General features: G+C 61.6%; 22 protein-coding genes. 8 read left to right on the top strand and 14 right to left on the bottom strand.

All coding sequences use genetic code 11. The features are described 5' to 3' along the window. Positions 1-23 precede the first annotated feature (23 nt). On the top strand, positions 24-2,786 hold the full coding sequence (locus PSH59_RS11100; protein WP_305395047.1) for a winged helix-turn-helix domain-containing protein: 2,763 nt from the start codon (positions 24-26) through the stop codon (positions 2,784-2,786). Here the strand turns inward: PSH59_RS11100 and PSH59_RS11095 are convergent. Further along, positions 2,733-4,256: a winged helix-turn-helix domain-containing protein gene (locus PSH59_RS11095; protein WP_305395046.1), complete on the bottom strand. Its 1,524-nt coding sequence runs from the start codon at positions 4,254-4,256 to the stop codon at positions 2,733-2,735. The two genes, PSH59_RS11100 and PSH59_RS11095, sit on opposite strands and share 54 nt — an antisense overlap. A 95-nt stretch (positions 4,257-4,351) precedes the next feature. Then, a complete protein-coding gene (locus tag PSH59_RS11090; protein WP_248082719.1) occupies positions 4,352-5,302 on the bottom strand; it encodes a GlxA family transcriptional regulator in 951 nt (316 codons plus the stop codon). Positions 5,303-5,482: 180 nt separating this feature from the next. Here PSH59_RS11090 and PSH59_RS11085 point away from each other — a divergent pair, with 180 nt between their 5' ends. From PSH59_RS11085 to PSH59_RS11055, 7 genes are all read left to right on the top strand, one after another. Beyond that, entirely contained in the window at positions 5,483-6,205 is a 723-nt protein-coding gene (locus PSH59_RS11085) for a pirin family protein (protein ID WP_248082727.1), read from the top strand. A gap of 145 nt (positions 6,206-6,350) precedes the next feature. Then, positions 6,351-6,776, top strand: a complete 426-nt coding sequence (locus tag PSH59_RS11080) for a phage infection protein (protein ID WP_305395045.1) — start codon at positions 6,351-6,353, stop codon at positions 6,774-6,776. 174 nt (positions 6,777-6,950) lie between these two features. Then, positions 6,951-7,493: a thioesterase family protein gene (locus tag PSH59_RS11075; protein ID WP_248082731.1), complete on the top strand. Its 543-nt coding sequence runs from the start codon at positions 6,951-6,953 to the stop codon at positions 7,491-7,493. A gap of 306 nt (positions 7,494-7,799) precedes the next feature. After that, positions 7,800-8,528 (top strand): winged helix-turn-helix domain-containing protein, encoded by a 729-nt coding sequence (locus tag PSH59_RS11070; RefSeq protein WP_248082733.1) that lies wholly within the window; start codon positions 7,800-7,802, stop codon positions 8,526-8,528. Then, positions 8,521-9,213 (top strand): hypothetical protein, encoded by a 693-nt coding sequence (locus tag PSH59_RS11065; RefSeq protein WP_305395044.1) that lies wholly within the window; start codon positions 8,521-8,523, stop codon positions 9,211-9,213. The genes PSH59_RS11070 and PSH59_RS11065 overlap by 8 nt, the downstream gene beginning before the upstream one ends. Before the next feature lie 32 nt (positions 9,214-9,245). Then, entirely contained in the window at positions 9,246-9,800 is a 555-nt protein-coding gene (locus PSH59_RS11060) for a winged helix-turn-helix domain-containing protein (RefSeq protein ID WP_248082744.1), read from the top strand. Between the two features lie 245 nt (positions 9,801-10,045). Continuing rightward, positions 10,046-11,437, top strand: a complete 1,392-nt coding sequence (locus PSH59_RS11055) for an undecaprenyl-phosphate glucose phosphotransferase (protein ID WP_305395043.1) — start codon at positions 10,046-10,048, stop codon at positions 11,435-11,437. A gap of 61 nt (positions 11,438-11,498) precedes the next feature. On the opposite strand, the gene PSH59_RS11050 is transcribed toward PSH59_RS11055, so the two are convergent. The 12 genes from PSH59_RS11050 to PSH59_RS10995 all read right to left on the bottom strand — a co-directional run bounded on the left by PSH59_RS11050 (position 11,499) and on the right by PSH59_RS10995 (position 23,792). Then, positions 11,499-13,574, bottom strand: a complete 2,076-nt coding sequence (locus tag PSH59_RS11050; protein ID WP_305395042.1) for a YjbH domain-containing protein — start codon at positions 13,572-13,574, stop codon at positions 11,499-11,501. Beyond that, positions 13,571-14,338: a capsule biosynthesis GfcC family protein gene (locus PSH59_RS11045; RefSeq protein ID WP_305395041.1), complete on the bottom strand. Its 768-nt coding sequence runs from the start codon at positions 14,336-14,338 to the stop codon at positions 13,571-13,573. Before PSH59_RS11045 ends, PSH59_RS11050 begins: the two co-directional genes overlap by 4 nt. After that, a complete protein-coding gene (locus tag PSH59_RS11040; RefSeq protein ID WP_305395040.1) occupies positions 14,335-14,988 on the bottom strand; it encodes a YjbF family lipoprotein in 654 nt (217 codons plus the stop codon). The genes PSH59_RS11045 and PSH59_RS11040 overlap by 4 nt, the downstream gene beginning before the upstream one ends. Positions 14,989-15,000: 12 nt before the next feature. Then, positions 15,001-16,113, bottom strand: a complete 1,113-nt coding sequence (locus PSH59_RS11035) for a polysaccharide biosynthesis/export family protein (RefSeq protein WP_248082752.1) — start codon at positions 16,111-16,113, stop codon at positions 15,001-15,003. Between the two features lie 86 nt (positions 16,114-16,199). Then, positions 16,200-16,439 carry a hypothetical protein gene (locus PSH59_RS11030; RefSeq protein ID WP_248082754.1) on the bottom strand — a complete coding sequence of 80 codons (240 nt, stop codon included), beginning with the start codon at positions 16,437-16,439 and terminating at the stop codon, positions 16,200-16,202. A 180-nt stretch (positions 16,440-16,619) separates the two neighbouring features. Next, on the bottom strand, positions 16,620-18,029 hold the full coding sequence (locus PSH59_RS11025) for a mannose-1-phosphate guanylyltransferase/mannose-6-phosphate isomerase (protein WP_305395039.1): 1,410 nt from the start codon (positions 18,027-18,029) through the stop codon (positions 16,620-16,622). 23 nt (positions 18,030-18,052) lie between these two features. Then, positions 18,053-18,511, bottom strand: coding sequence for a GDP-mannose mannosyl hydrolase (locus PSH59_RS11020; RefSeq protein ID WP_305395038.1), 459 nt, complete (start codon positions 18,509-18,511; stop codon positions 18,053-18,055). 5 nt (positions 18,512-18,516) lie between these two features. Next, positions 18,517-19,725, bottom strand: a complete 1,209-nt coding sequence (locus PSH59_RS11015; protein ID WP_305395037.1) for a glycosyltransferase WbuB — start codon at positions 19,723-19,725, stop codon at positions 18,517-18,519. After that, positions 19,725-20,702: a GDP-L-fucose synthase gene (locus PSH59_RS11010; RefSeq protein WP_248082769.1), complete on the bottom strand. Its 978-nt coding sequence runs from the start codon at positions 20,700-20,702 to the stop codon at positions 19,725-19,727. Before PSH59_RS11010 ends, PSH59_RS11015 begins: the two co-directional genes overlap by 1 nt. A 2-nt stretch (positions 20,703-20,704) precedes the next feature. Continuing rightward, positions 20,705-21,826, bottom strand: coding sequence for a GDP-mannose 4,6-dehydratase (gmd, locus tag PSH59_RS11005; RefSeq protein ID WP_248082771.1), 1,122 nt, complete (start codon positions 21,824-21,826; stop codon positions 20,705-20,707). Positions 21,827-21,895: 69 nt separating this feature from the next. Beyond that, complete coding sequence (locus PSH59_RS11000) at positions 21,896-22,831, bottom strand: glycosyltransferase family 2 protein (RefSeq protein ID WP_248082773.1); 936 nt, start codon at positions 22,829-22,831, stop codon at positions 21,896-21,898. Position 22,832: 1 nt separating this feature from the next. Continuing rightward, positions 22,833-23,792, bottom strand: coding sequence for a nitroreductase family protein (locus PSH59_RS10995; RefSeq protein WP_248082775.1), 960 nt, complete (start codon positions 23,790-23,792; stop codon positions 22,833-22,835). Positions 23,793-23,800: the final 8 nt, after the last annotated feature.

The following is a 23,800-nucleotide window of genomic DNA, read 5'->3' as shown; positions in this document are numbered from 1 at the left end:
CCTTTCCCAGAGCATGACCCCCGATGAGCGAGCTGAGCGATAAGGCGGTGCATTTTGGCCCTTACCGCATCCATCCGCGCCAGCGCCTGGTGCTGGAAGCGGGCCGCCCGTTGCGTCTGGGCAGGCGTGCAGTGGACATCCTGCTGATCCTGCTCGAGCAAGCCGGCAACGTGGTGAGCAAGCAGGAGCTGATCGCGCGGGTGTGGCCCAAAAGCGTCGTCGAAGACGGCAATCTGCGCGTGCACATGGCGGCGTTGCGCAAGGCGTTGGGCGACGGCCAGGCCGGGCAGCGCTATATCGTCACGGTGGCGCAGCGTGGCTACAGTTTTGTTGCGCCACTGAGCATTGAACCGATGAGCCTGCCCAGCGAAGGAACACCGCAACGTCCCTGCCATAACCTGCCGCTGCGCCACACCCGCATGATCGGCCGCCAGGCCCTGATCGACAGCCTGGTGCAGCAACTGCCGGAGCAGCGTTTCATCACCCTGACCGGCGCCGGTGGCATCGGCAAAACCACCGTTGCACTGCGCGTGGCGGAGCTGTTGATCGGGCACTACCGCGACGGTATCCGCTTGCTCGACCTGGCGCCTCTCAGCGCGCCGTCGATGATCCTGCCCAACCTGGCCGCCCTGCTCGACCTGACCTGCGCCGAGGACGAAGCGCCGGCCGCATTTGCGCGCCGCTTGCAGGAGCACCACCTGCTGCTGGTAATCGACAATTGCGAGCACCTGCTGGACGCTATCGCGCTGATCAGCGAAAGCCTGCTGCACCACGCCCCCAGATTGCACATTCTGACCACCAGCCGCGAGGCCCTGCGCGCCGAGGGCGAATACGTGCAGCGCCTGGACCCCCTGGCCTGCCCGCCCGCCACCGGCAACCGTGCCCAGGCCCTGGGCTACCCGGCCCTGCAACTGCTGGTGGAGCGGGCCATGTCCCATCAGGACAGGTTTGAACTGAGCGACGCCGAACTGCCCCTGGCGATTGATATCTGCCAGCGCCTGGACGGCATTCCCCTGGCAATCGAGCTGGTGGCCGCGCAGATCGAGCGTTTCGGTCTGCCGGGGCTGCTGGTGCAAATGGAAGACAATTTCCGCCTGCTCACCCGTGGCCGCCGCAATGCCCTGCCGCGTCACCAGACCCTGCGCGCCACGCTGGATTGGAGCTTTGAGCTGCTCACCGAGTGTGAGCAGATTTGCCTGCGCCGCCTCGCGGTCTATCGCGGCGGTTTCAGCCTGGCCAGCGCGGCGGCGGTGATTGCCGGGGAGCACATCGCAGCGGCCCAGGTACCGGGTTCGATCAGCCAATTGGTGGCCAAATCCCTGCTCAACGTGGAGGCCGGGGATGACGAGATGGTCTATCGCCTGCTGGACGTCACCCGCACCTACGCCCTGGAAAAGCTCAGCGTCGCCGAGGAGCTTGACGCCACCCGCGAACGCCATGCCACGCGCTGCCTGACGTTAATGAAGCAAGCGCAGCAGGATTGGCAAAACACCGCGACCCAGACCTGGATCGACCGCTACGCACCGCTGCGTGATGACATTCGCGCCGCCCTCGATTGGGGGCTGGGCGACCAGGGCGTGCACCTGCTGGGCATCCAACTCACGGTCAGCGCCATGCCGCTGTGGCAGGAACTGTCGCTGTTGCGCGAACACGGTTTATACGTGGGCAAGGCCCTGGCCCGGCTGGGGCAATCGAGTGCGCCGAGCCAGCCACTGAACATGGCCCTGCAACTGGCGCTGGGCAGTTTTTCCTATCACACCCAGGGGGGCACGCCCGAGACCCTGGAGGCGTTTGCCCGGGCGCGACGCCTGGCCGAAGCCGGCAAAGACCTGGCCGGGCAATTGCGCGCCGTGTCGGGGCAGATGGCGGTCAACCTGTGTGGCGGCAACTACCGCGAGGCGTTGGCGCAAAGCCTGCATTTCGACAGACTGGGCCCCCAGGCCGAGCCGCAACTGGACCTCAGCGCCCAACGCCTGCGGGTGCTGGCGCAGCACTTCGCCGGCAACCAGGCGCTGGCGCTGCACAATGCCGAACAGGTGATCCAGCGCATGGCCCACAGCGGCCACCTCAACCGCTTCACCCATGGGTTTGGCGTGCAATACGACCAGGGCGTGGCGGCACTGACCATCCTGGCGCGCATTCTCTGGCTGCGCGGCTTCCCCGAGCGCGCGTGGCGCACCGCCAGCCAGGCGTTGACGCTGGCGTTGCAGATCAACCACGGCACGTCCATCTGCTACACCCTGGCCCTGGCCGGCGTGGTGATCGCCCACTACAACGGCGACACCGCCACGGCTCGCGATCGGTTGGACCTGTTGTTGCAGCAGGCACAAAAACACTCGGTGCCGCTGTTTCATACATGGGCGCGATGCTACGAGGGCACGGCGCCGATAGCCGATGTGCAGGGCCTGGGCCTGGTGAAAGACACCCTGGTGACATTCAATGCCGGCACGGTGGACGACGCCGCCTTAGAGCGCGCCATGAACGGTGGCGCCGGCTGGTGCACGCCGGAGATCCTGCGGGTCCACGCCGACGCCATGGGCGACAGCCACGCGGCCGAGACGCTGTTGCTCGAAGCCTTGGGCCAGGCGCGGCAGCAAGGCGCGCTGGCCTGGGAATTGCGTTGCGCACTGTCATTGGCGCAGCGCTGGCGGCAGCAAGGCCGCGTGGACGCGGCACGCGACCTGTTGAGTTCGATCCATGGGCGCTTTACCGAAGGGTTTGCCACCCGCGACCTACTCCGCGTGCGCAGCCTGCTCGACGAGTTGCAGCACAAACGGCCGGCCTGAGAGCGGCCCCAGGTAGTGCCCGTAATCCTGCTGCAAACGCGCCACCTGGCCGGGGTCGCGCAGTTGCGCCAAGGCATAGCTGCGCAGGCAGTGCAGCAAACGGTACCGTTCGGGACCGGGACCAGGTTCCAGGGTCAGCAGTGACAGGTTCACCAGTCGGGCCAGCAAATAAGACAGGTCGGCGTGTTCCAGCTCCGTGCCGGCCACCAGCTCACTCAAGGTGGGCAACGTCACCGCCATCCGGAACAACCCCAATTGTAAGAACAGCCAACGCTCGGGCAGGCTGAGGCGCTCATACGTCCAATCCAGCGCGGCGCTCAGGGATTGGTGACGCGCCACCGCCGTACGGCGACCACGGGTCAACACCTGCAGGCCGTTGCGCAATTGCGCCTGCAAACCGTGCACGCCCAGGGCATCGACCTGCGCGGCGGCGAGCTCCAACGCCAGGGGCAGGCCGTCGAGGCGCCGACAAATATCCCGCAACGGCGCCAGGTCCTGGGGCCGCAACACAAAGCCCTGCTGTGCGGCGCACGCCCGCGCCACAAACAGTTGCACCGCCGGGTAAGCCATCGCCTGTTCAACGCTGGTCAGTGATGAGGGCCCAGGCATCGCCAGGCGGGGCACGCGCACACACCATTCGCCGGGGACCAGCAGCGCTTCACGGCTGCTCACCAGCACGCTGACGTGGGGTGCCTGCTCACGCACTACCCGCAGCAGATGCCGACAGGCGCCCAACAGCAGGTCGGCGCCGTCGAGTACCAGCAACAATTGGCGGTTGACCAATTGGCGGCACAGCTCGACAGCCGTGGCGCAAGGTTGCAACTGCAGCACCGTGGCCAGGTGGCGCAGCATCTGCGTCGGCGCGTCCACGGTGGCCAGGTCGACCCACCACACCCCGTCGCGGTAGCGCGGCAGCACCTTCGCCGCCAGGGCCAGGGCCAAGGTGCTCTTGCCCACCCCGGCACAACCTGTGAGGGTCATCAGCGGCTGCCTTGACAAGCGCCGCGCCAGCACGCGCAACAGCTCGTCACGGCCGATCACCGGGCTGAGCCGTGCTGCGAGGTTGTGGCGAGGCGTCGTCACATGAACACTGCCGAGCACGGGGGCGGCGAAGCAGTAGCCACGCTGGGGGTCGTTGAGGATCAGGTGCTGGCCGTCGAGGGCACGGCGCAGTGCGGCGATGTGCACCCGCAGGTTGGTTTCCTCCACCACGCTGTCGGGCCAGACCCGATCGATCAGGCTGGCCTTGCTGACAAACTGCCCCGGCACCTCCAGCAGCGCGGCAAGAATATCCAGTGCACGCCCGCCCAAGGGCACCGGCCAGCCCGCCTTGCTCACCAGCCGCTGCTGGCGGTGAAAGGCATAGGCACCGAAGCGCAGCGTGCCATCGGCGTCAGTCGCCAGAGGGTTGTTCATAGTTGCAATCGCGCTGGAACACCCGGCCTTGGGCGTCTGCGCATCCTTTTCCATGGGCTCGACGTCATCTTGCCAGCTACCAATGACACGGCAATGCTGGCACGGGGAGCGATACGGACAATCAGGTGCGCGAGACGGACATCCTGTCGTTAACTGAACTGTTGTCGGTATTGGGTCGGGTTGAGGCCGAGTTTTTCACTGAACAGAAAGCGCATATGCCGAACGCTGCCAAAGCCTGCGTGAAAGGCCACGGTCTTGAGCGGCAGGTCGGTGGTTTCCAGCAACTGACGGGCGCGGTCGATGCGCGCGCCTTGCAGGAAGGCCATGGGCGTCATCTGCACTTCTTTGGCGAAGAGCCGCGAAAAGTGGCGCGCACTCATGCCCGCCAACTGCGCCATGGACTCGATGGTGAACGGCTGCGCCAAGTGTTCCAGCACGCGGTTCTGTACACGGGTGATGGCGGTTTCCTGGGGCGAAACGGCGGCCGTCATCGGGCTGAACTGGGCCTGGCCGCCCTGGCGCTTCATCACCACCAACAGCACTTTGGCCACGTCCACCGCCACCTGTTTGCCATGGTCCTGGGCGACGATGGACAACGCCAGATCGATACCGGCCGTGACGCCGCCAGAGGTGATGAGCCGTCCGTCCTGCAGGTAGATGCGGTCGGTCTCGACGATCGCTTTGGGAAACGCCTTGATCAACCGGTCGGTGTAGTGCCAGTGAGTCGTGACGCGCCGATCATCAAGCAGCCCGGCATGCCCCAATACAAAAGCGCCGGTACAGATCGAACCGAAGCGCCGCGCACGTGGCGCCGCCTCCCTGAGCCAGGGCAGCAGTGCGGGATGGCATTCGTTATAGGCACCCGGACCACCGGGTACCAGCAGCACGTCATAGACGCCATCGGCGTGCTCCAGCAACAGGTCGGTGTGCACCAGCACGCCGTTGGAGGCACGCAGCGGGCCGGGCTCGGTGCCGATGGTGAGGATCTGGTAATGCGCCGCCGCCGGCAGATAGCGGTTGGCGATGGAAAACACTTCGAGCGGTCCGGCCATGTCGAGCAGGAGGAAGTCCGGAAACAGCGCCATGGCCACGGTTTTCATATGAAACGTCCATCAGGAGGAAGAAAGGCGGCAGGCATTATGGCATGCCTTTTATTGTCAACCTGATAGAGACAGTTATTCAGATTTCAGCCTCTTAATGAATATCCCAGTAACCAGTAACCTTCTTCTCAACGCCAGCGCCCTGCATCTCGCAGCCTGCGCTCACTTGAGGACACCGCCATGCTGACCCTTCGTAAAGCTTCTGACCGCGGCGCCGCCAACCACGGTTGGCTGCAGTCGTCTCACACCTTCTCGTTCGCCAACTACTGGAACCCCGCCGAACAGGGTTTTTCCGACCTGCTGGTGATCAACGATGACCGCGTCGCCGCCGGCAAAGGCTTCGGCCAGCACCCGCACCGTGACATGGAGATCTTCTCTTATGTGCTCGAAGGCGCCCTGGAACACAAAGACACTCTGGGCACCGGCTCGGTGATCCGCCCCGGCGACGTGCAACTGATGAGCGCCGGCAGCGGCGTGGCGCACAGCGAGTTCAACCACAGCCAACGCCTGGGCGTGCACTTCCTGCAAATCTGGATCGTGCCCAACGTGGCCGGTGCCGAGCCGCGCTATCAGCAGGAGCACTTCAGCGAGGCGCAGAAACGCGGGCGCCTGCAACTGATCATCTCGCCGGACGGCGCCGACGGTTCATTGAGCGTGCGCCAGGACGCACGGGTGTACGCCGGGCTGTTCAACGCTGATGAAGCCGCGACCCTCGACCTGGCGCCGGATCGCCACGTGTATATCCATGTGGCCCGAGGCAGCGTGCAGATCAACGGCCAACGCTTGCAGGAAGGCGACGGCGCCCGCGTGCGGGATGAACGGCAGATCCACGTCAGCCATGGCGAAGACGCCGAGGTGCTGGTGTTCGACCTGCGCCCTCGGGAACTGCCGCAAATGCCTTGACCGGCCCGGCGATGGCCCTTTGAAACGGGCTATCGCTGACGTTGATAGTCACCATCAGCGCAATGAAGTTCTCTTAAAAAATGCACCGCGTAACATCAAACCCATACCCGGCAACACCTACTTAAAACACTTGGAGCACACCCTCATGAAACGCCAAATCTTGCTTAGCCTCGCTTTCTCGGTACTCGCTGCAAACGCATTTGCCCACCCTGTTGTTGCCGAAGGCGGTGCTGATCGCCTGATCGAAAGCCGTGTGGCCGAAGGCGGTGCGGACCGTCTGATCGAAAGCCGTGTGGCCGAAGGCGGTGCGGACCGTCTGATCGAAAGCCGTGTGGCCGAAGGCGGTGCGGACCGTCTGATCGAAAGCCGTGTGGCCGAAGGCGGTGCGGACCGTCTGATCGAAAGCCGTGTGGCCGAAGGCGGTGCGGACCGTCTGATCGAAAGCCGTGTGGCCGAAGATGGCGCCGACCGTCTGCAAGGCAACCGCGTCGCCGAAGACGGTGCTGATCGTCTGCAAGACAGCCGCGTGGCTGAAGGCGGTGCTGATCGTCTGCTGGATAACCATGCCTGAGACCGCAGCGTTTGCGGGAACCCCAAACCGGCCTGATCAGCCGGTTTTTTTTCGTCTGCCTTAAAGGGAAGTATCCGAATCGTACCGTCCTCGACAAATCAGTCACTTGCGGACCTACCTCACCTGGCCTCGGGCCCCTAAAGTGCTGCCATCGATCAACTGTCTGGCACTGCTATGAATCTCTGGTTTCGTTTGCTCTACATGCTCTGCCGTCGCCCATGGCGTAAACCCGCCGACGGACTGGCCACCACCGTGGTGCGTATGCGCGTCTGGCCACTGGACCTGGACATCAACCGGCATGTCACCAATGGCCGCTACTTTTCCCTGGCGGACGTCGCACGGATGGATTTCGTGTTGCGCACCGGTGCGTTTCGCGTGGCGCTGCGCCACAAGGCGCTGCCCATCGTCGGCGACACCTGGGGCAAGTTTCGGCGGGAGTTGAAACTGTTCGAGGCATTCGACGTGCACACCCGCCTGCTGGGCTGGGACCACAAGTGGACCCTGATGGAGCACCGGTTTGTCAGTCGCGGTCGCGTCGTCGGCGTGGTTGTGATGCGCGGGCTGTTCCGCTCGGCCAAGGGCACCCTGCCCCCTGCCGAGTTTGTACGGGAATTGGGACTGGCCGAGGCATCACCGTCGATGCCGCAATGGCTGACCGACTGGGCGCTGAGCTGCGATGACATGGGTGCGCAGTTGCGGGCAGAGGAGCTGACCTGACAAGCCGATCTCGAATGCCCCGCATGGCCTCACATCCCGCTCATAAACGGGCAAGGCTTTAACCTTGCCCGGCTCAAAAAAATCGTTGGGGCTAAAATACTTAACCAGCACTTAGAATTTGCACTAGCCTATGTGTAAGTTCAGGTAAAGCCCCGTACAACAACCGCTTACTTCCTCGCACGGCCCGCAAAAATAATGTGGTGAATGTTAAAATTTGTCACGTTTGACCGTATTCAATTCGATTAGTATCTAAATGCTAGCAGCGATTGAACCGACGGCTTTGCATGCCAGAAAAGGGAGTAGGTGATGCATTTTTCCAATGTCCTCGCTATTGCACGGACTCAATCGAAATCGGACGACTTCCGGGCGCTGATAGTTCGCACTGTGCCGAATCATTTAAAAGTCGATACACGCTGCTACGGACAACTAATTGACGCCAAAGAAAAGCACGGAAACTACCGTGCGATTATTATAGAAATCGACACACCTTCTGCCAGCCATCAAACCCTGGACATCATAAGAAAAGCCCGCCAGGAAAATCCGCACTGCACGATAATTGTGGTCGTGACATTTGCGTCCACACTGAGCAAAACAAAATACTACTTGGCCGGTGCGGACTATTGCATCAAGGTGGTAGAAACCTCCCCTGAAAACACACTCAGCCTGTTCGATACCTTCCTGTCTGAAAGTACGCAGCCCCCTCACTACGCACTGGTGTTAGACCAGGACCGCATGTGCATTTATGGCGACAGCAAAAAGCTGGAAATATCATTCGTCGAAATGAAAGTACTGGAAGCGCTTATCCAGAACAGACTGCTTAGTCACAATGAAATTGCCGCAGTCATGGGGCTTAATACTAAATACTACGACTCCAGAGCCCTGGAAAAGTCCATCAGTCGCTTGCGCGGTAAAATCAAGGCGCACTACGGCGAGAACATCATCCAGAACATCCGCGGCTATGGGTACAAGCTCAGCCGCGCCCTTATTTGCGCCAGTCATTTCCACCCCATCAAGGAGAGGTCGAGCCGTGAATAACGAGCAACTTTCACCTGGGCCCGTTGCGGGCCTGGCGCTGGCCCGCCAGGCGATCGTCGAGCGCAGCCATGCTTTATGGGGCCGCGAAATACGCGTGTTGGGCACCGGCACCCGTGAGCAACTGAACGCGGCCTACAGCGCTGCGCTGCAACGCATGCTGCCGTCGCTCCCGCATCTTGGAACGGCCAGCCACAGTGTTCTGAACATAGACCAGTGCGTGTTGATGAACGACATCCTCATCAAGGACATCCTTGACCTGGCCCACACCATGGACGCCCATGGGCGGTCTCTCATGTTGAGCCTCTACAACCCACTGGATGCCCTGCCGGGGCCCGCAGAGCGCAGGGCCATGGTACGTCAGCTGTACAAACTCAAAGACCATAACGGTATCAGGCTGGCCTACAACAACTACACGCTCGATACAAAACCAGGCGATCTGCTGATCGACCTGAAACTCTACGACTACATAAAAATGCCATTCCCGGATTCCGCCCTTCGGCTGAGCCTCAACACACGTTCGGACCTCTTCAATCGGCTCTACGACCGCATGCTGGAGCTGATCAGTGCAACACGGGTGGGTTTCATCGCCGACCATGTTGAATTTTCCGATAGCGCAATGATGGCAAAAAGCCTTCCATTCGAATATTTTCAGGGTGGCTACTACTCGCCTGCTGACCGTTTTTAAAGAACTGCATCTTCCTGAATTTGGTGGACACTATGAGCTCTCTCAACAAATACGCCTTCACGCCCACACATGCGGCGATCGCACTGCAGGACTTCACGCCCAATGCAGAGACGTTCCACTACGATTTAAACGTGACCGCCCACACCCTCACCCTGCCATCACAACCGTTTAACGCCGCACCACAAGCCTCCCGGATCGCCGAGCATGCGCCGCAAAACCATACCGCTTACGCGGATATGACCGGCGACAGACCGCAACCGCATCCCCAAGACTTTTGGTTGCTCACGCAACATGATCGAACGCTGGTCAAAGGCGGGCTGCGGATTTCGTTAACCGCCATTGAGTCTGCGTTGATTAAAAAAATGCTGCATCACGAAGAGCGCGTGGTCAGCAAAGAAGAATTGATCCGCAATATAGGACGCGAACCGGACCACTATCGCGGCCTCGAGATGTGCCTCAGCCGCTTGCAGGAAAAGTTCAAGCGCGCCAATGCAGGCGAGCGTTTGTTTCGCGCAGTCAGAAATCGCGGATACTGCCTTACACAAAAAATCAAAAAACCGCTTGAGTTAAGCCAGGCGCGTCGTTGAGATAATAAAAAGATCAGACTTTATCATTCACACTGCCTATTAAAACTCTCTTATAACTGCCCTTTTATAACACCCTCTTTATAACAATATGGCGCGCACCTTGTTATAAGTCGTCAGCCAATGCCCCCGACCGTTCATTACTATCCATGGGTACGCGCTCGCGCGTGCCTGTCGTTTGAGTTCGGTCATACCGAGACTTTATTAACCCTGCCACTACGTGCGTGGTCACCACCGGGAGCAGAACTATGCTGAACAATACTAGAATGCATCGCCACCTGACCCCCAAGGGCTTAACGTTTTGGGGCCAGTGGACGCTGGCGTCGGGCCTGGTCGTTGCAGCGCTGTTTATGTTGGTATTTTTAAAGACAGGACAACTTGAATACCACTATCGAGTGCTGGCCGCGTTTACGATACTGGCCTCGCTTCCCGCGTATAGCCTGTGTGATGTCTATAGTAAAAAAGATGATTATGCCGTGGGCCTGGGACGCCTGTTTTTGGGCTGGCTGCTGACCGTCGGCATCGTGTATATGGTGGGCGTCGCGTGCCAGGCAAGTTCATTATTCCCGTTGGAAACATTATTGCTCTGGGTCGCGATCAGTTATCCCTTATTGGCGCTGTTTTATATTCCTTTGCACAGCCTGTCCCGGTATTACCACCGCCAACTGCATGAACGGCATAAGTCATTAATTGTGGGAACCGGCAAACTGGCCGTCGACTTGGCCCGTACCCTCTCGCGGCAAAAGCGCTCGCCGTTGGTTGGGCTCGTCGGCAGCAACGTCGACGCCGCTGACGGCGCACAACCGCAGATCCTCGGCGAACTGCCGCAATTGCCACAGTTGATCCGGCAACACGGTATTCGTCGGCTCTACATCACCCATTCGCTGCAGGAGGCCACCCACATTGAGACGTTGTACCTCAACCTGCTGGACATCAGCGTCGACGTGATCTGGGTGCCCGATCTCAATAACATGCTGCTGCTCAACCACTGCGTGGCCGAAGTGGACGGTCTGCCGGCGATCTTCCTCAATGAAAGCCCGCTGACCAGCCGCCCCACCGCCGCCTTGAGCAAGGCGTTGCTGGACAAAAGCCTGGCATTGCTGGCGATCATCGTGTTGAGCCCGTTGTTGCTGTTGTGCGCCGTGCTGATCAAGCTGACGTCTCCCGGCCCGGTGATCTTCAAGCAGGACCGCCACGGCTGGAACGGCGAGGTGATCAAGGTCTGGAAATTCCGCTCGATGCGCGTGCATGACGGCCATGAGGTGCGCCAGGCCAGCCGCAATGATTCACGCATCACCCCGGTGGGCCGGTTTCTGCGACGCACCTCCATCGATGAGTTGCCCCAGTTGTTCAATGTGTTGCAAGGGCACATGGCCCTTGTGGGCCCGCGGCCTCACGCCATTGCACACAACGATTACTACACGGGGAAAATCCGCGCCTACATGGCCCGCCACCGGATCAAACCCGGCATCACCGGCCTGGCCCAGGTCAATGGCTGCCGGGGCGAGACCGAGACACTGGAGAAGATGCAGCAGCGCGTCGACATTGACCTGCGTTACATCAACACCTGGTCGCTGTGGCTGGACATCAAGATCCTGCTGAAGACGCCGTTCACGCTGCTTTCCAAAGATATCTACTGAGCCCATCTCCACGCAGACCCAATGTGGGAGCCGGCTGCCCTGCCCCACATTGGCCACCGTGTTACTGCGTGATCTTGTCGAAGTTCTTGTAGAACAGATCACTGTCACGCCCGTCGGTCATCGCATGCAGTGAATAGGCGCGATTCAACCGCGCACCGCCGTCGCGGGTCAGCGGCGCCCACACCAGGTTGGCGCGGCGCATCGTCGACAGGCTCATCAACTCATCGAACGGAATGGACAGGTACAAGCCTTTGTCGAAGCTGCCTTCGCCATACTGTTCAGCAGATGCGCTGGTGCGGGTGATCCAGGCTCCCACGCGCACGCCGTTGCTGAATTCGCGCGACAGGTCCAGGGTCGCGCCCCAGTCCCGGGCCAGGTAGCGGCCGACACTCAAGGCGCCCTGCAGGTTGAACGGCAAGTCGGTATAGCCGGTGATATGCCCGGTGACGGTGCGGTAATCGCGCAAGCTGAAATCCTGCTCGAAACCACGCTGGCGTACGTAGTTCAGGTCGGCACCCAATGCCCAGCGCTGGCCCATCGGGCGGTACAGCACTTCACTGCCGACACCGGCGTACATCGACTCAAGCAACCCACCGTAAACCATGCCGTACAGGTCCTGATCCAGCTGTACCGCGTGGTTGAGCTGGAAGGTCGGCAGGGTCACATCGGAGGCAGTCATGTACTGGCGCAGGTCAGTGCGCACGCGCGGCAGGCCGCTCGGCGCGTCGTAGGTAAAACCGTCGTAGTTATTGAGCAGGTTGATGCTGAGCAGGCCGCTCCACCACGTGTTGCGGGTGAAGCGGTATTCGGCGTCAAGGTCGGCGGAAATCTGGTACAGCAAACCATCCGGGCCGCCGACGTTCTGCTTGTAGCCCAGGCCCACGCCATAGCTGAAGGGCTTGGGTGGCGCGCTATAAAGCAGCGTTTGCGAGCGATCGCTGGCGCGGTTGACCTCGACCTGGCGGTGCAGGTCCTGCAGGTCTTCACGGTGGTTCACCACCTCACGGAACGTCTGGCGCGGCACGCTGGTTTCTTCGATCGGCATGGCGTAGCGCTCGTTGACCAAGGTGAACCAATCGATCTGATCGTTCACGCTGCCGTCGAGGATCCGACTGGCGCGCCCCACTGCCTTGGCACTGTAGAAGTAGCGCTGCTGTTCGCCATACACCAGCAGCTCGGGCCCGCGCCGCGTAATGCGCTGCACGTTGTAGCCGGCGTTGTCGTGCAATTGCTTGGACACGGCGGCCCAGTCCACCTGGTCCAGCGGTGTCTGCGGCGCCTCTGCCGGCAGTTTGGGCGCCGGCGGGTCGTAGCTCTTTACCGGGGCTTTGCGGCTGACGAAATTGGTATGCAGGGTGATGCCGAACATCGCGGTGTTACCACGCTCCCAGGCCGCGCTCACGTCCACCGAATCCGCCACTTTGTAGACCAGGCCCAGGTTGATCGGCGAATCCTGGCGCTGATTGTTAGCGCGCGGTTCGTGCCGGTAGTCATTGCCCTCGTATTCCAGCTTGAGGCTCAACGGCGCCCACGGCGTCTGGTAGGCGATGCCGCCGAACAGCGCTGGCCTGCCGCGAAAATAGCCATTGGAAAAGTCCCCGGAACCCTCGGCGGTGGGGCGCTCATTGAAGCGGTTATCCACGGCCCCCAGCGGGTTGCCGAGGTCGCCACGGCTGCCGAGGTAACCCCAGGCAATACCGGCGCTGAAATCCACATCGCCATAACGCTTGTTGGCCACCAGGTACTCGCTGGAAAACAGCCCGGTGCCGCCCAGGTCCATAAACCCCAGCGCCACGGCGGGCAGCCAGTGGCTTTCCGGATACAGGCGGACTTTGGCGTCGACGGCCTTGTCCTTGTAGCTCTGGCCACCGCTGAACGACTCGGCGCCATAGGGGCGGTTGGTGATCGCGGTGTAGCGAAAGGTGCCCTCGAGCCAGTCCAGCGGTTGTGCGGAAAAACTGTAACGGCTGTAAGGCTCGGTGCGGTTGGCATTCACGCTGAATTCACCGGCCGGCGCCATGCGGGCAGTGGGGGTTTGCAGCAGCCCCACGCCGCCAAAATCACTCTGGGTATAACGCGGTTCGCCATGCGCGACGCCACAGGGCACCAGCAGCACAGCCGCAAGACATAATTTCAAGGCGTGACCTCGGCCTGGGGTTGGGTGGCCAGAAACTCGGCCAGTTGCTGATTCAGTTCCGGGGTGGGTGGGTCCAGATCGTCGTTGCGGATCGGCACCAGCAAGGTGCTGCCAGGCGCGGGCGGCGCGCCGTCTTCGCGGTTCCACGCGGCGATGCCCAGGCGCGTGACGGCGCCGTCGGGCTGGATCAGCCACAGGTAATCGACATCCGCCTGGGCCGATGGCGGGCAGGCGTCGAGGTAAGCACGTGCCGGCTGCAGCGGCGTGAATGGCAGGCTGCACGGTGCGGCCACCGCGCCCAGCACCTGTACGCGCGCGGGCCTGGGCGGGTAGACCAGGCGGTCGCCGTCATCGACCAACGGGTTGGGCGCAAACCCCACCTCCACCGCCACCGGGTCGAGCATCGCCACCTGACGACCGGTAACCGGCAAGACCAGCACCTGCTGATAAAGCCTGGCCGCCGCTCGTGCACGCGCCTCGCGCCCCGCCGCCAAAGCAGCCTGGTGCAGCACGTCAAGGTCAAATAACACACCGGCCTTGAGCCGGGTCTGCTGCATCAGCAACCCTTGGCGCAGCCAGGCCGCGCCCAGCCAATAGCCTTGGGCGTCCGGTTGCGCGGCGGTGATAACGTCAAGCAGGCGCGCTCCGCTGTGCAACGGGACCGGCCCTGGGTTGCGCACTTCGCCACTGACCGTCATCGCGGCCTGGCACACACTGGCGCAGCCGCAAAACAGCAGCAGCGCGCCAACTCGTCGAACACTCATGGCGCGTCCTTGCGGGTCGGTTGCAGTTGGGTGATGGTCAGCGTCAGGCGGGGCGTCAGGTGTTGCTCGCTTTGCACGATAAACCCGTCGTTGGGGTCGACCCAGTAACGGTTACGCGCCCGAAAGTCGCCCACTTCGATGTCTTCGTCGACCCGCAGCAAGGCATAGGCTTTGTCGAGAATCTCGACGGTCTCGATGCCCTTGCGCGTTATACGGCTGGTGACGTCGATGCCCAGCTGATAACCGCCCACCAGGTCGATCTGGCGGGTGCTGCGATAACCCTGCGGCAGCCGGTGCAAGCCTTGCTGGAACGGCGACTGGCCTTGCCAACGGGTGCCATCAAGGTCAGCGCCCAAGCCCACCGTGCGCACCACCAGACCGTTGCGCAACAACAGCACCTGCTTGCCGGAGGCCACCCAGAATTGCAGGTCGCCACGTTGGCGAATCAGCGCCATCACCCCTTCGCTGGACACCGTGGTGACTTTGATCTGGGGGAACGGCACCGCGTCCACCTGGGCCCTGGTCAACGCCAGCGGCGCCGGCCCGACCACGGCCGCTTTGAAGGTGTCCAGGGAGGCCTGCATCAATGGGTTACAGCCGGCCAGCAGGCACGCGACGCCCACGCAGGCGGCGATCTTAAGAGTGTTCACGCAGGTTCCACCCTATCGGCTGCTGGCTTCGCTCAGGTTGTTCTGGGTGGACGCACCGATGCCAATGATCGACGCAGAGGGCATCAACTGGCTGATCACACGGTTCCAGCGCGTGATATTGGCGGGTCCGACAAACACCACATCCTGAGGCTGCACATCAAACCGTGTGGCCAGGGCCATGGCCGACGGCGAGGTGGCTTGCAGCTGGAACACTTTGGCCGGTTCAACCGCGATGTTCTGCGCACCGCGAATCACGTAAATGGCGTCGGCGTTGGAGGTGTTCTGGTTCACGCCGCCGACCGAGCCCAGTACATCGGACAGGTTCATGCTGCGCGTCTTGAAGCTCAGGGCGCGGGGCTGCATGACCTCCCCCATCACATAGATGCGCTTGCGGTCGTTGTAGGCCAGGTACAACTGGTCACCGTCCTTGAGGTACACCTCGTTCAAGCGCGATGCGTCCAGGTTGAGGGTGTCCAGATCAAGGGTGTAGCGCTTGCCGTCACGGGTGAGCGTCAGGTTCGACAGGTCGGCATTGATTGGGTCGATACCGGCCACACCCAAGGCCTCGCTGACGTTCATGGCGATGGTGGTGATCGGTACGGGACCGGCCTTGACCACCGCGCCGCTGATCACCACTTTCTGGCTGGCAAAGCGCAACACACTGACATCCACCTGAGGGTTGTCGATGTACTGGCGCAGCTTGTCGGTGATCTCGCTGCGCAGCGCTTCAATGGAGCGGCCCTTGGCGACCAATTCGCCCACATAGGGGTAAAACAGATTGCCCTCGGGGCTGACCAAACGGCCGTTGGCATCGATCTGTTGTTGTGGCCCCGACGGCGCGGTCAGCTCAGGGTGATCCCATACAGTGATATACAACGCGTCATTGGGACCGATCAGATAAGGCCCCGGCTTATAATTCAACAAGGGCGCCGCAATGGAATAAGGCACTTGCGTCGCAGCGTCCATGGCCAATAACTTGGGAGTGATCGGAATTAACTCCACACGACTGTCTTGCGCCCCACCCTCCTCGGTCAAGGCCGCCGTGTTCATATATTGGCCCGGCGCAAACATACAACCTTGCACTAAGGCGGCGACCACCACGGCCATAGAAAACATACGCTTCATCGTGTGAGCACACTCGCAATAGACGACAAGAAAAAAAGACCACTTGGACGGGGTTGCCAGGTGGTCTGAAAGCGGAAGATTTACGGCTAGTTGCTGGTACTCGTGGTCCCGGTTGTGCCGGTGGTACCTGTGGTATTGCCGCCATTGGAGCTGCCGCCGCTGCTCGACGCCGCGGCAGCGCCGGCGATGAGGGCACTGGCGACCAGCAGGGTTTCGCCTACCGTCACCGACCCGACCACCGCAGTGCCCAGCCCCAGCGGTAACTCGGCCGCGTGGGCAGACGTACTCAAGACACTGAATACAATAATAGCCAGTGGTGTTCTCATCTCAGACTCCTTATTGCCAATGAGTGGGCAAACCGATAGTGCCATCCCGCTAAACAACGCACCAGACGGATAACAATTAACCTGCTTAGTTGAAAATAACGTTTTGCCGACAAAGCCCCCGGCCGGCCATGCGTTGCTCCCATAACCGTTATTTAAAACGTTATTAATTGTCGGGAAACTTCAGGCCCGACCATACTTATCCTCGAAGCGCACGATATCGTCTTCGCCCAGATAAGAGCCCGACTGCACTTCGATTAACTCCAACGCAATCACTCCCGGATTTTCCAGGGCGTGCACCTGGCCGATGGGGATATAGGTCGACTGGTTTTCCGCCACCAGGTAGGTCTGTTCGCCATTGGTGACTTTGGCGGTGCCGCTGACCACGATCCAGTGCTCGGCGCGGTGGTGATGCATCTGCACCGAGAGTTTGGCCCCCGGCTTCACCGTGATGCGCTTGACCTGGTAACGCAGGCCGTTGTCCACCGAGTCATACATGCCCCAGGGCCGATACACCTCACGGTGGTTGAGGTGCTCATGCCGCCCCGCCTGTTTGAGCTGATCGACAATGCCCTTGACCTGCTGCACCTGATCCTTGTGGGCCACCAGCACCGCGTCTTTGGTTTCGACAATGATCAGGTCGTGTACCCCCACGGTGGCCACCAGGCGGCTGTCGGCATGCACGTAGGTATCGCGGGTGTCCAGGGCCAGGCCATCGCCGCGGATGACATTGCCGCTGGCGTCTTTCTCGCTGGCCTCCCACAGCGCCGACCAGGAACCGATATCACTCCAACCGGCGTCCAGCGGCACCATCACCGCGTCGGTGGTTTTTTCCATCACGGCATAGTCGATGGAGTCGTCCGGGCAGGCGGCAAAGGTGGCGGCGTGCACGCGGATAAACGGCTGATCACTGCTGCCACCCTCCAGCGCCACGCGACAGGCTTCAAGAATCGTCGGTTGAAAGCGCTCCAGCTCGGCCAGGTAACGGCTGGCGCGGAACATGAACATGCCGCTGTTCCAGTAATAGGCGCCGCTGGCCACATACGCGGCAGCGGTGGCCGCATCGGGCTTCTCCACAAATCGCTTGACCCGGTAACCGCCCTCGCCCACCGCCAACCCTTGTTCGATATAACCGTAACCGATGTGGGCACTGGTGGGGGTGATACCAAAGGTCACCAGCTTGCCCTGCCGGGCGTGGGGCAAGGCGACTTCCAGGCTGGCATGAAACGCCGGGATGTCCTCGATCAGGTGGTCCGCCGCCAGCACCAGCAGGATCGGGTCCTGATGGTCGGCCACCGCCTTGCACGCCGCCAGCGCGATAGCCGGCGCGGTGTTGCGTCCTGTCGGTTCGAGCAGGATGCTCGCCTGTTCCATGCCCAGTTGGCGCAATTGCTCGGCCACCAGGAAGCGGTGTTGCTCGTTGCAGATCAATAACGGCAACGCGACATTTGCACCGCTCAGCCGGGTGATGGTCTGCTGCAGCATCGACAGGTGCGCATCGGTCAGGCGCAGGAACTGCTTGGGGTTCAGTTGCCGCGACAGCGGCCACAGGCGCGATCCCGAACCGCCTGCCATGATCACGGGTAATAACATGAGAGCATCCTTGGAAGAGCGATTCAGAAATAGGCGCGGGTGTTTTCATGCACCCGCGGGCTGATGCGCAGTTCATCCTGGGGCCACCAGCGATACTGCTGATGTTGTTCGGTCGGCGGTTGCAGCGGCAGGTCGTCGGCCAGCTCCAGGCAATAGCCAAGCACCACGTAGTGGGTGTCCGGCCCGGCCCCGGCGTTGGCAAACACGCTGTCGTCGTAGAAGTGCTCATACACCCCCAGCAGCCGCGCCTGGCCGCGTTCGAAGGCACGCCCCAATTCGTCGCGGGTGATACGTCGGAAGGCCGCGTCGAGGCTTTCGTTTTTCTGGATGCGCCCGCCAGGCACAAACCAGAAACCATACGCCGGTCGGTTGACCCGCAAGCCGAGCAACGTCTCGCCACGGCCGTTGCGCACCACCAGGTCGATCGCCACCAGGGGCGTCGACGCCACGACGGTCTTGAAAGTCGGTAAATCAAGCCACATAGCGGTCAAACCTGTGCCATGAAACGTTGCAGAATGCGCTCCTTGTCAAGGAACTCCCTGGCGTAGTTCAACGCCACCTCGTTGCGCGCGGGCAACGCCAGTACCCGCTCGATCCCGGCGTTGAGTGCCGCGACGGACTCCGGTTCAACCAACACCGCAATCCCCGGATGCTCGCTGCACAGGCGGCCGAGCGTGGTGTCGGGGTCGGCGGTGATAATGGCGTGGCCGCCCACCGCCAGGATGTTGGTCAGCTTGGAAGGCAACACCGAATCCGCCACCCCGCGTTTCTGGATCACCAAGTGCCCATCCACCGAGGCCAGCAGTGCCGGCAAATCTTCATAGGCCTGCAACGGCGCGAACAACACATTGCGCAGGCCGTCGCGGTTTACCCGTTCGAGCAAACGCGCCTTGCCGGTGCCCTGGCCGACGATCAAAAACACCAATTCCAGGCGATGGAGGTGGGCCTTGGCGGCATCGAGAATCAGCTCCAGGCCCTGCTTCTCGCCGATGTTGCCCGCGTACAACAACACCCGCGTGCCGGGCGCCACCCCCAGGCGCTGCAACAGCGCAAGGTTGCGCGGCACCTGGCGAAAGCGCGCGGTCTCCGACCAATTGGGGAAGAACAGCAAGCGCTTGCTGTGCACGCCTTTGTCACGCGCTTTGTCGAGCATGCCGCTGGAGATCGTCGAGACCCGGTCAAAGCGGCGCAACAGCCAACGTTCGAGCGCCAACGCCAGGCGCCGCAGCCGCGAACCAGCGCCGATGCCCAGACCGAACATAGCGTCCACTTCATAGTCCTGGATATGCAGCACCGACCGCGCCCCACACAACCTGGCCAGCAACAGCGCCTGCGGCGCACAAAACAGCGTGGGCACCACCAGGATCACAAGATCCGGCTTCCAGCGCACTTGCCCGAGCACCGCCAGCAACGAGCTGGCAGCAAAGCTTGAGAGGTGCAGCACACGGGTCAGCGCCGAGGGTTGGCGCGGCACATACAGCGGGCAACGGATCACCGTCACGCCGTCATCCTGTTCGGTGCGATAGCGCCACGCTGAATACCCCTCGCCCACCTGCCAGTGCGGGTAATACGGCGGCGCCGTTACCACCCGCACCGCATGCCCCTGGCGCGCCAGCCAGCGCGCCTGCTCACCGCTGTACTTGCCGATGCCGGTCAGCTCCGGGCTGTAATTGATGCCATAGAGAAGGATCTTCATCACTGGCCCCGAGGCTGTTCGAGGGCCGCGAGGTAGGCGTTATAGGCATCGCGCAAGCCTTCTTCCAGGGGCACGTAGGCTTCCCAGCCCAGGGCATTGATGCGGCTCACATCAAGCAATTTACGCGGTGCGCCGTCGGGCTTGTCGCCATCAAAGCGCAAGCGCCCCTTGAAGCCCGTAACCCGCACCAACGCCTGGGCCAACTCGGCAATGGTGCAATCCACACCGGTGCCGACGTTCAGGTGCGAGCACATCGGCTGGGTCTGTTCGCGGTAGCGCTGCGGACTCAGTTCCATCACGTGGACGCTGGCGGCCGCCATGTCGTCCACGTGCAGGAATTCACGCCGAGGCTTGCCGCTGCCCCAGATCACCACCTCGTCATCGCCCCGCCGCGTGGCCTCATGAAAGCGGCGCAGTAACGCTGCGATCACATGGCTGTTCTGCGGGTGATAGTTATCGCCGGGGCCGTACAGGTTGGTGGGCATGACGCTGCGATAATCGCGGCCATGCTGGCGGTTGTAGCTTTCGCACAACTTGATCCCGGCGATCTTGGCCACGGCGTAGGGTTCGTTGGTGGGCTCCAACGCTCCATCAAGCAACACCGCTTCGATCATCGGTTGCGGTGCATGCACCGGGTAGATGCACGACGAGCCCAGGAACAGCAGCTTTTCCACGCCGTGGCTGTGGGCCGCATGGATCACGTTGGCCTGGATCATCAGGTTCTGGTAAATGAAATCCGCCGGGTAGGTGGCATTGGCGTGAATACCGCCGACCTTGGCGGCGGCCAGGTACACCTGGTCGATACGGTGCCTGGCGAAGTACGCCTGCACCGCCGCGGGGTCCAGCAGGTCCAGCTCATCGCGCCCCGCCGTGAGGACCTGCGTATAGCCCAGGGCCCACAGACGCCGCACGATGGCCGAACCGACCATGCCGCGATGGCCGGCAACAAATATCTGCGCATCTAAATCACGAGCCATGCTCAGTTCTCCACGGCAATGGGGGCATCGTGGCCATGCAGGCGCAACAAGGCATGACGCTGAGCGATCTTCAAGTCTTCGCGGACCATCTCCGCACACATCTGCTGGGCGCTGATTTCGGGCACCCAACCGAGCACGCGCTTGGCCTTGGACGGGTCGCCCAACAGCGTCTCCACCTCCGCCGGGCGGAAATACCGAGGATCTACGCGCACAATCACGTCGCCCACCAGAATGCCCGGCGCCAGGTCGCCGTCGATGTGCTCGACCACCGCCACCTCCTCCACGCCTTCGCCGACAAAGCGCAAACGCACACCCAGTTCCGCCGCCGACCAACGAATGAACTCGCGCACCGAATACTGCACGCCGGTGGCGATCACGAAGTCCTCTGGGGTGTCCTGTTGCAGCATCATCCACTGCATGCGCACGTAGTCCTTGGCATGGCCCCAGTCGCGCAGTGCGTCCATGTTGCCCATGTACAGGCATTGCTCCAGGCCCATGGCGATGTTGCTCAGGGCGCGGGTGATCTTGCGGGTCACAAAGGTTTCACCGCGACGCGGTGATTCGTGGTTGAACAGGATGCCGTTGCACGCGTACATCCCATAGGCTTCACGGAAGTTCACGGTGATCCAATAGGCGTACAGCTTGGCCACCGCGTAGGGCGAGCGCGGATAGAACGGCGTGGTTTCCTTCTGCGGGGTTTCCTGCACCAGCCCATACAACTCGGACGTGGACGCCTGGTAGAAGCGCGTCTTCTTTTCCAGGCCCAGCAGGCGAATGGCCTCAAGGATGCGCAAGGCACCCAGGGCATCCACATCGGCGGTGTATTCCGGCGAATCAAAACTCACGGCAACGTGGGATTGGGCGCCGAGGTTGTAGATTTCGTCGGGTTGGATCTGCTGGATGATGCGCGTCAGGTTCGACGAATCCGCCAGGTCGCCGTAGTGCAGGATCAGGTGTTTATGCGGGGCCTGGGGGTCCTGGTAAATGTGGTCGATGCGTTGGGTATTGAACGACGACGAACGTCGCTTGAGGCCGTGTACGGTGTAGCCTTTTTCCAGCAATAGCTCCGCCAGGTAAGAGCCATCCTGACCGGTGATACCGGTGATCAGCGCAACTTTGTTCATGTCAGTCTCCCAATTTTCAGGCGAGCGAAAGCCGACACCCACACTGGGGTGTTTGTTGAAAACGCTCGGTTACTTCGTGGTGGGCAGGTTCAAGTTATGTCCGGTCAACTTTGAAAGTTCCCGGACAATGGCTTCCTTATCGTTTAAATGCGCAATGGCGGTTTCCAGCTCCAGCACCTTGGCGCCCACCAGAAAGCGGTACCAATAGCCCTGCAACAGGTGGTACACCAGACCGCTGCGGCCATCGAGAAACCCCAGCTGGACGATGTAGCGCCACAAAAAATACGCGGTGGAACTCAGGGTGAACGGCACGCGGTTATACAGGCGGTTCTTCACCAGACGCTTGGCCCTGGCCTGGAACGAACTCTGCCCGGCGTGCAAGTCGTCGCGTATCGCAAACAACCCCAAGCGCGCGTTCAATATTTCAATGGCTTCACGGGTGGCGTAGCCGTTGTGCTTGTGGGTGAAAAAGGTCAAGTCATGCAGGTTGTGGTCGGCAAACCCGCCTTCCAGCGTGATGGTGCGCCCCTCGGCCACCGAGATGTGCTCGTCCATCCAGCGGTCCTCGATACGGCCCTGTCCGGTGCGCCACAGCCGCAGCATTTTTAACGGGTAGCGGCCGCCATGACGCACCCAGCGCCCCATGAAAATATGCTTGCGCTTGAAGTTGATACCGGTGATATCCCTGGCCAGGGTGGGCAGCCGGGTATTGATGGCGGCGGCCAGGTCGGCCTCGATGATTTCATCGGCGTCCAGGCGCATGGTCCAGTTGCCGGTGATCGGCAAATGGTCCAACGCCCATTGGAACTGCTTGGCCTGGTTAACGAACGCGTGCTGCACCACCCAGGCGCCGTGGCGCCGGGCGATGTCGCAGGTGTCGTCGCTGGAGAACGAATCGACCACCAGCACCTCGTCGCTGAAGGCTCGCGCCGACTCGATAGCACGGGCGATGTGCAGGCTTTCGTTGTAGGTGAGGATGATCACGGTGATGGTTTCGCGTTTCATCTCAAACACCATGCAATTGCAGGACTTCGGCGGTCAGCCTGCGCGGTGAACGCGCCGCGCGAAAGTGGCTTTCCAGGGGCACCCCCGCGGCAATCATCATGATCAGCCGCTCGCTGGCCGGGATAGCGCCGAGGCTGCGGATTTTCTTTTCCACCGTATTGAGGATCGCCAGGTTCAGTGGGCACGCACCCAGACCATTGGCATGGCAGGCCAGCAACAGGCCCATGGAAAACAAGGCGCCGTCCACGTAAAGCTGGTTGCGCTGCCCGGCGCCGCCCCACGCAGTGACTTCCGAGGTCACCACAAACAGGTTGTCCACCGACTGCGCAAAGCCCCGCGAACCGCCTTGCAGCTCAAGCAACTGCGCGATCACGGCGCGGTCCTGATACACATGCACCCGCGACGATTGGCGGTTGCACTGGGACGGTGACGACTGCGCCAGTTCCACCAGCGAGGTGAGCACGTCGCGGTCGATCGTGCCGGCCTGGAACATGCGGCAACTGGAGCGCGATTGCAGGAACGCCTTGGCGTCCAGCCCGCCGTTGCCCAACCATGGCGCGGCACGCTTGATACCGCCGGTGCCCGCCGTCCCGTCGCGCTTGAGGTGCTCCACGTAGGCATCCAGGTAGAACACAAAGTCATCGCTCACGCCCAGGGTGCGGTGCAGGTCGAGGTAGCCCTGGAACGCGCCGAGGGCCATCTCCAGCGGCAACGCCGAATAGCTGCGGTCGTACTCGTTGAGCATGTGGATGATGCCGTTGATCTTGTCCTTGCCGAACAGCGGTTTGGGTTCTTTGAGGGACAGGCCTTTTTCCACGGTGTGGGTTTCGATGAGGATCTTGTAGAACAGCTTCTTGTTGCGGCTTTCCAACGGCGAATAGCCGTTATGGCGAATAAACGTGAGCATGTCGCGGAAAAACTCGCTGACGAACAACATCAACTTCCATGCCTTATCCATCATGCGTTTCA

It is taken from the genome of Pseudomonas sp. FP2309, from assembly GCF_030687575.1.
Classification (GTDB): Bacteria; Pseudomonadota; Gammaproteobacteria; order Pseudomonadales; family Pseudomonadaceae; genus Aquipseudomonas.
Note: the sequence above shows the minus strand (reverse complement) of the source record. Positions and strands in the feature narration are given on the sequence as shown.

What these genes read in the sequence shown, in the direction of transcription:
- PSH59_RS11100 (WP_305395047.1), top strand. Translation starts at nt 24, where the DNA reads ATGAGCGAGCTGAGCGATAAGGCGGTGCATTTTGGCCCTTACCGCATC.
- PSH59_RS11095 (WP_305395046.1), bottom strand. Translation starts at nt 4,256, where the DNA reads ATGGAAAAGGATGCGCAGACGCCCAAGGCCGGGTGTTCCAGCGCGATT.
- PSH59_RS11090 (WP_248082719.1), bottom strand. Translation starts at nt 5,302, where the DNA reads ATGAAAACCGTGGCCATGGCGCTGTTTCCGGACTTCCTCCTGCTCGAC.
- PSH59_RS11085 (WP_248082727.1), top strand. Translation starts at nt 5,483, where the DNA reads ATGCTGACCCTTCGTAAAGCTTCTGACCGCGGCGCCGCCAACCACGGT.
- PSH59_RS11080 (WP_305395045.1), top strand. Translation starts at nt 6,351, where the DNA reads ATGAAACGCCAAATCTTGCTTAGCCTCGCTTTCTCGGTACTCGCTGCA.
- PSH59_RS11075 (WP_248082731.1), top strand. Translation starts at nt 6,951, where the DNA reads ATGAATCTCTGGTTTCGTTTGCTCTACATGCTCTGCCGTCGCCCATGG.
- PSH59_RS11070 (WP_248082733.1), top strand. Translation starts at nt 7,800, where the DNA reads ATGCATTTTTCCAATGTCCTCGCTATTGCACGGACTCAATCGAAATCG.
- PSH59_RS11060 (WP_248082744.1), top strand. Translation starts at nt 9,246, where the DNA reads ATGAGCTCTCTCAACAAATACGCCTTCACGCCCACACATGCGGCGATC.
- PSH59_RS11055 (WP_305395043.1), top strand. Translation starts at nt 10,046, where the DNA reads ATGCTGAACAATACTAGAATGCATCGCCACCTGACCCCCAAGGGCTTA.
- PSH59_RS11045 (WP_305395041.1), bottom strand. Translation starts at nt 14,338, where the DNA reads ATGAGTGTTCGACGAGTTGGCGCGCTGCTGCTGTTTTGCGGCTGCGCC.
- PSH59_RS11035 (WP_248082752.1), bottom strand. Translation starts at nt 16,113, where the DNA reads ATGAAGCGTATGTTTTCTATGGCCGTGGTGGTCGCCGCCTTAGTGCAA.
- PSH59_RS11030 (WP_248082754.1), bottom strand. Translation starts at nt 16,439, where the DNA reads ATGAGAACACCACTGGCTATTATTGTATTCAGTGTCTTGAGTACGTCT.
- PSH59_RS11025 (WP_305395039.1), bottom strand. Translation starts at nt 18,029, where the DNA reads ATGTTATTACCCGTGATCATGGCAGGCGGTTCGGGATCGCGCCTGTGG.
- PSH59_RS11020 (WP_305395038.1), bottom strand. Translation starts at nt 18,511, where the DNA reads ATGTGGCTTGATTTACCGACTTTCAAGACCGTCGTGGCGTCGACGCCC.
- PSH59_RS11015 (WP_305395037.1), bottom strand. Translation starts at nt 19,725, where the DNA reads ATGAAGATCCTTCTCTATGGCATCAATTACAGCCCGGAGCTGACCGGC.
- PSH59_RS11010 (WP_248082769.1), bottom strand. Translation starts at nt 20,702, where the DNA reads ATGGCTCGTGATTTAGATGCGCAGATATTTGTTGCCGGCCATCGCGGC.
- gmd (WP_248082771.1), bottom strand. Translation starts at nt 21,826, where the DNA reads ATGAACAAAGTTGCGCTGATCACCGGTATCACCGGTCAGGATGGCTCT.
- PSH59_RS11000 (WP_248082773.1), bottom strand. Translation starts at nt 22,831, where the DNA reads ATGAAACGCGAAACCATCACCGTGATCATCCTCACCTACAACGAAAGC.
- PSH59_RS10995 (WP_248082775.1), bottom strand. Translation starts at nt 23,792, where the DNA reads ATGATGGATAAGGCATGGAAGTTGATGTTGTTCGTCAGCGAGTTTTTC.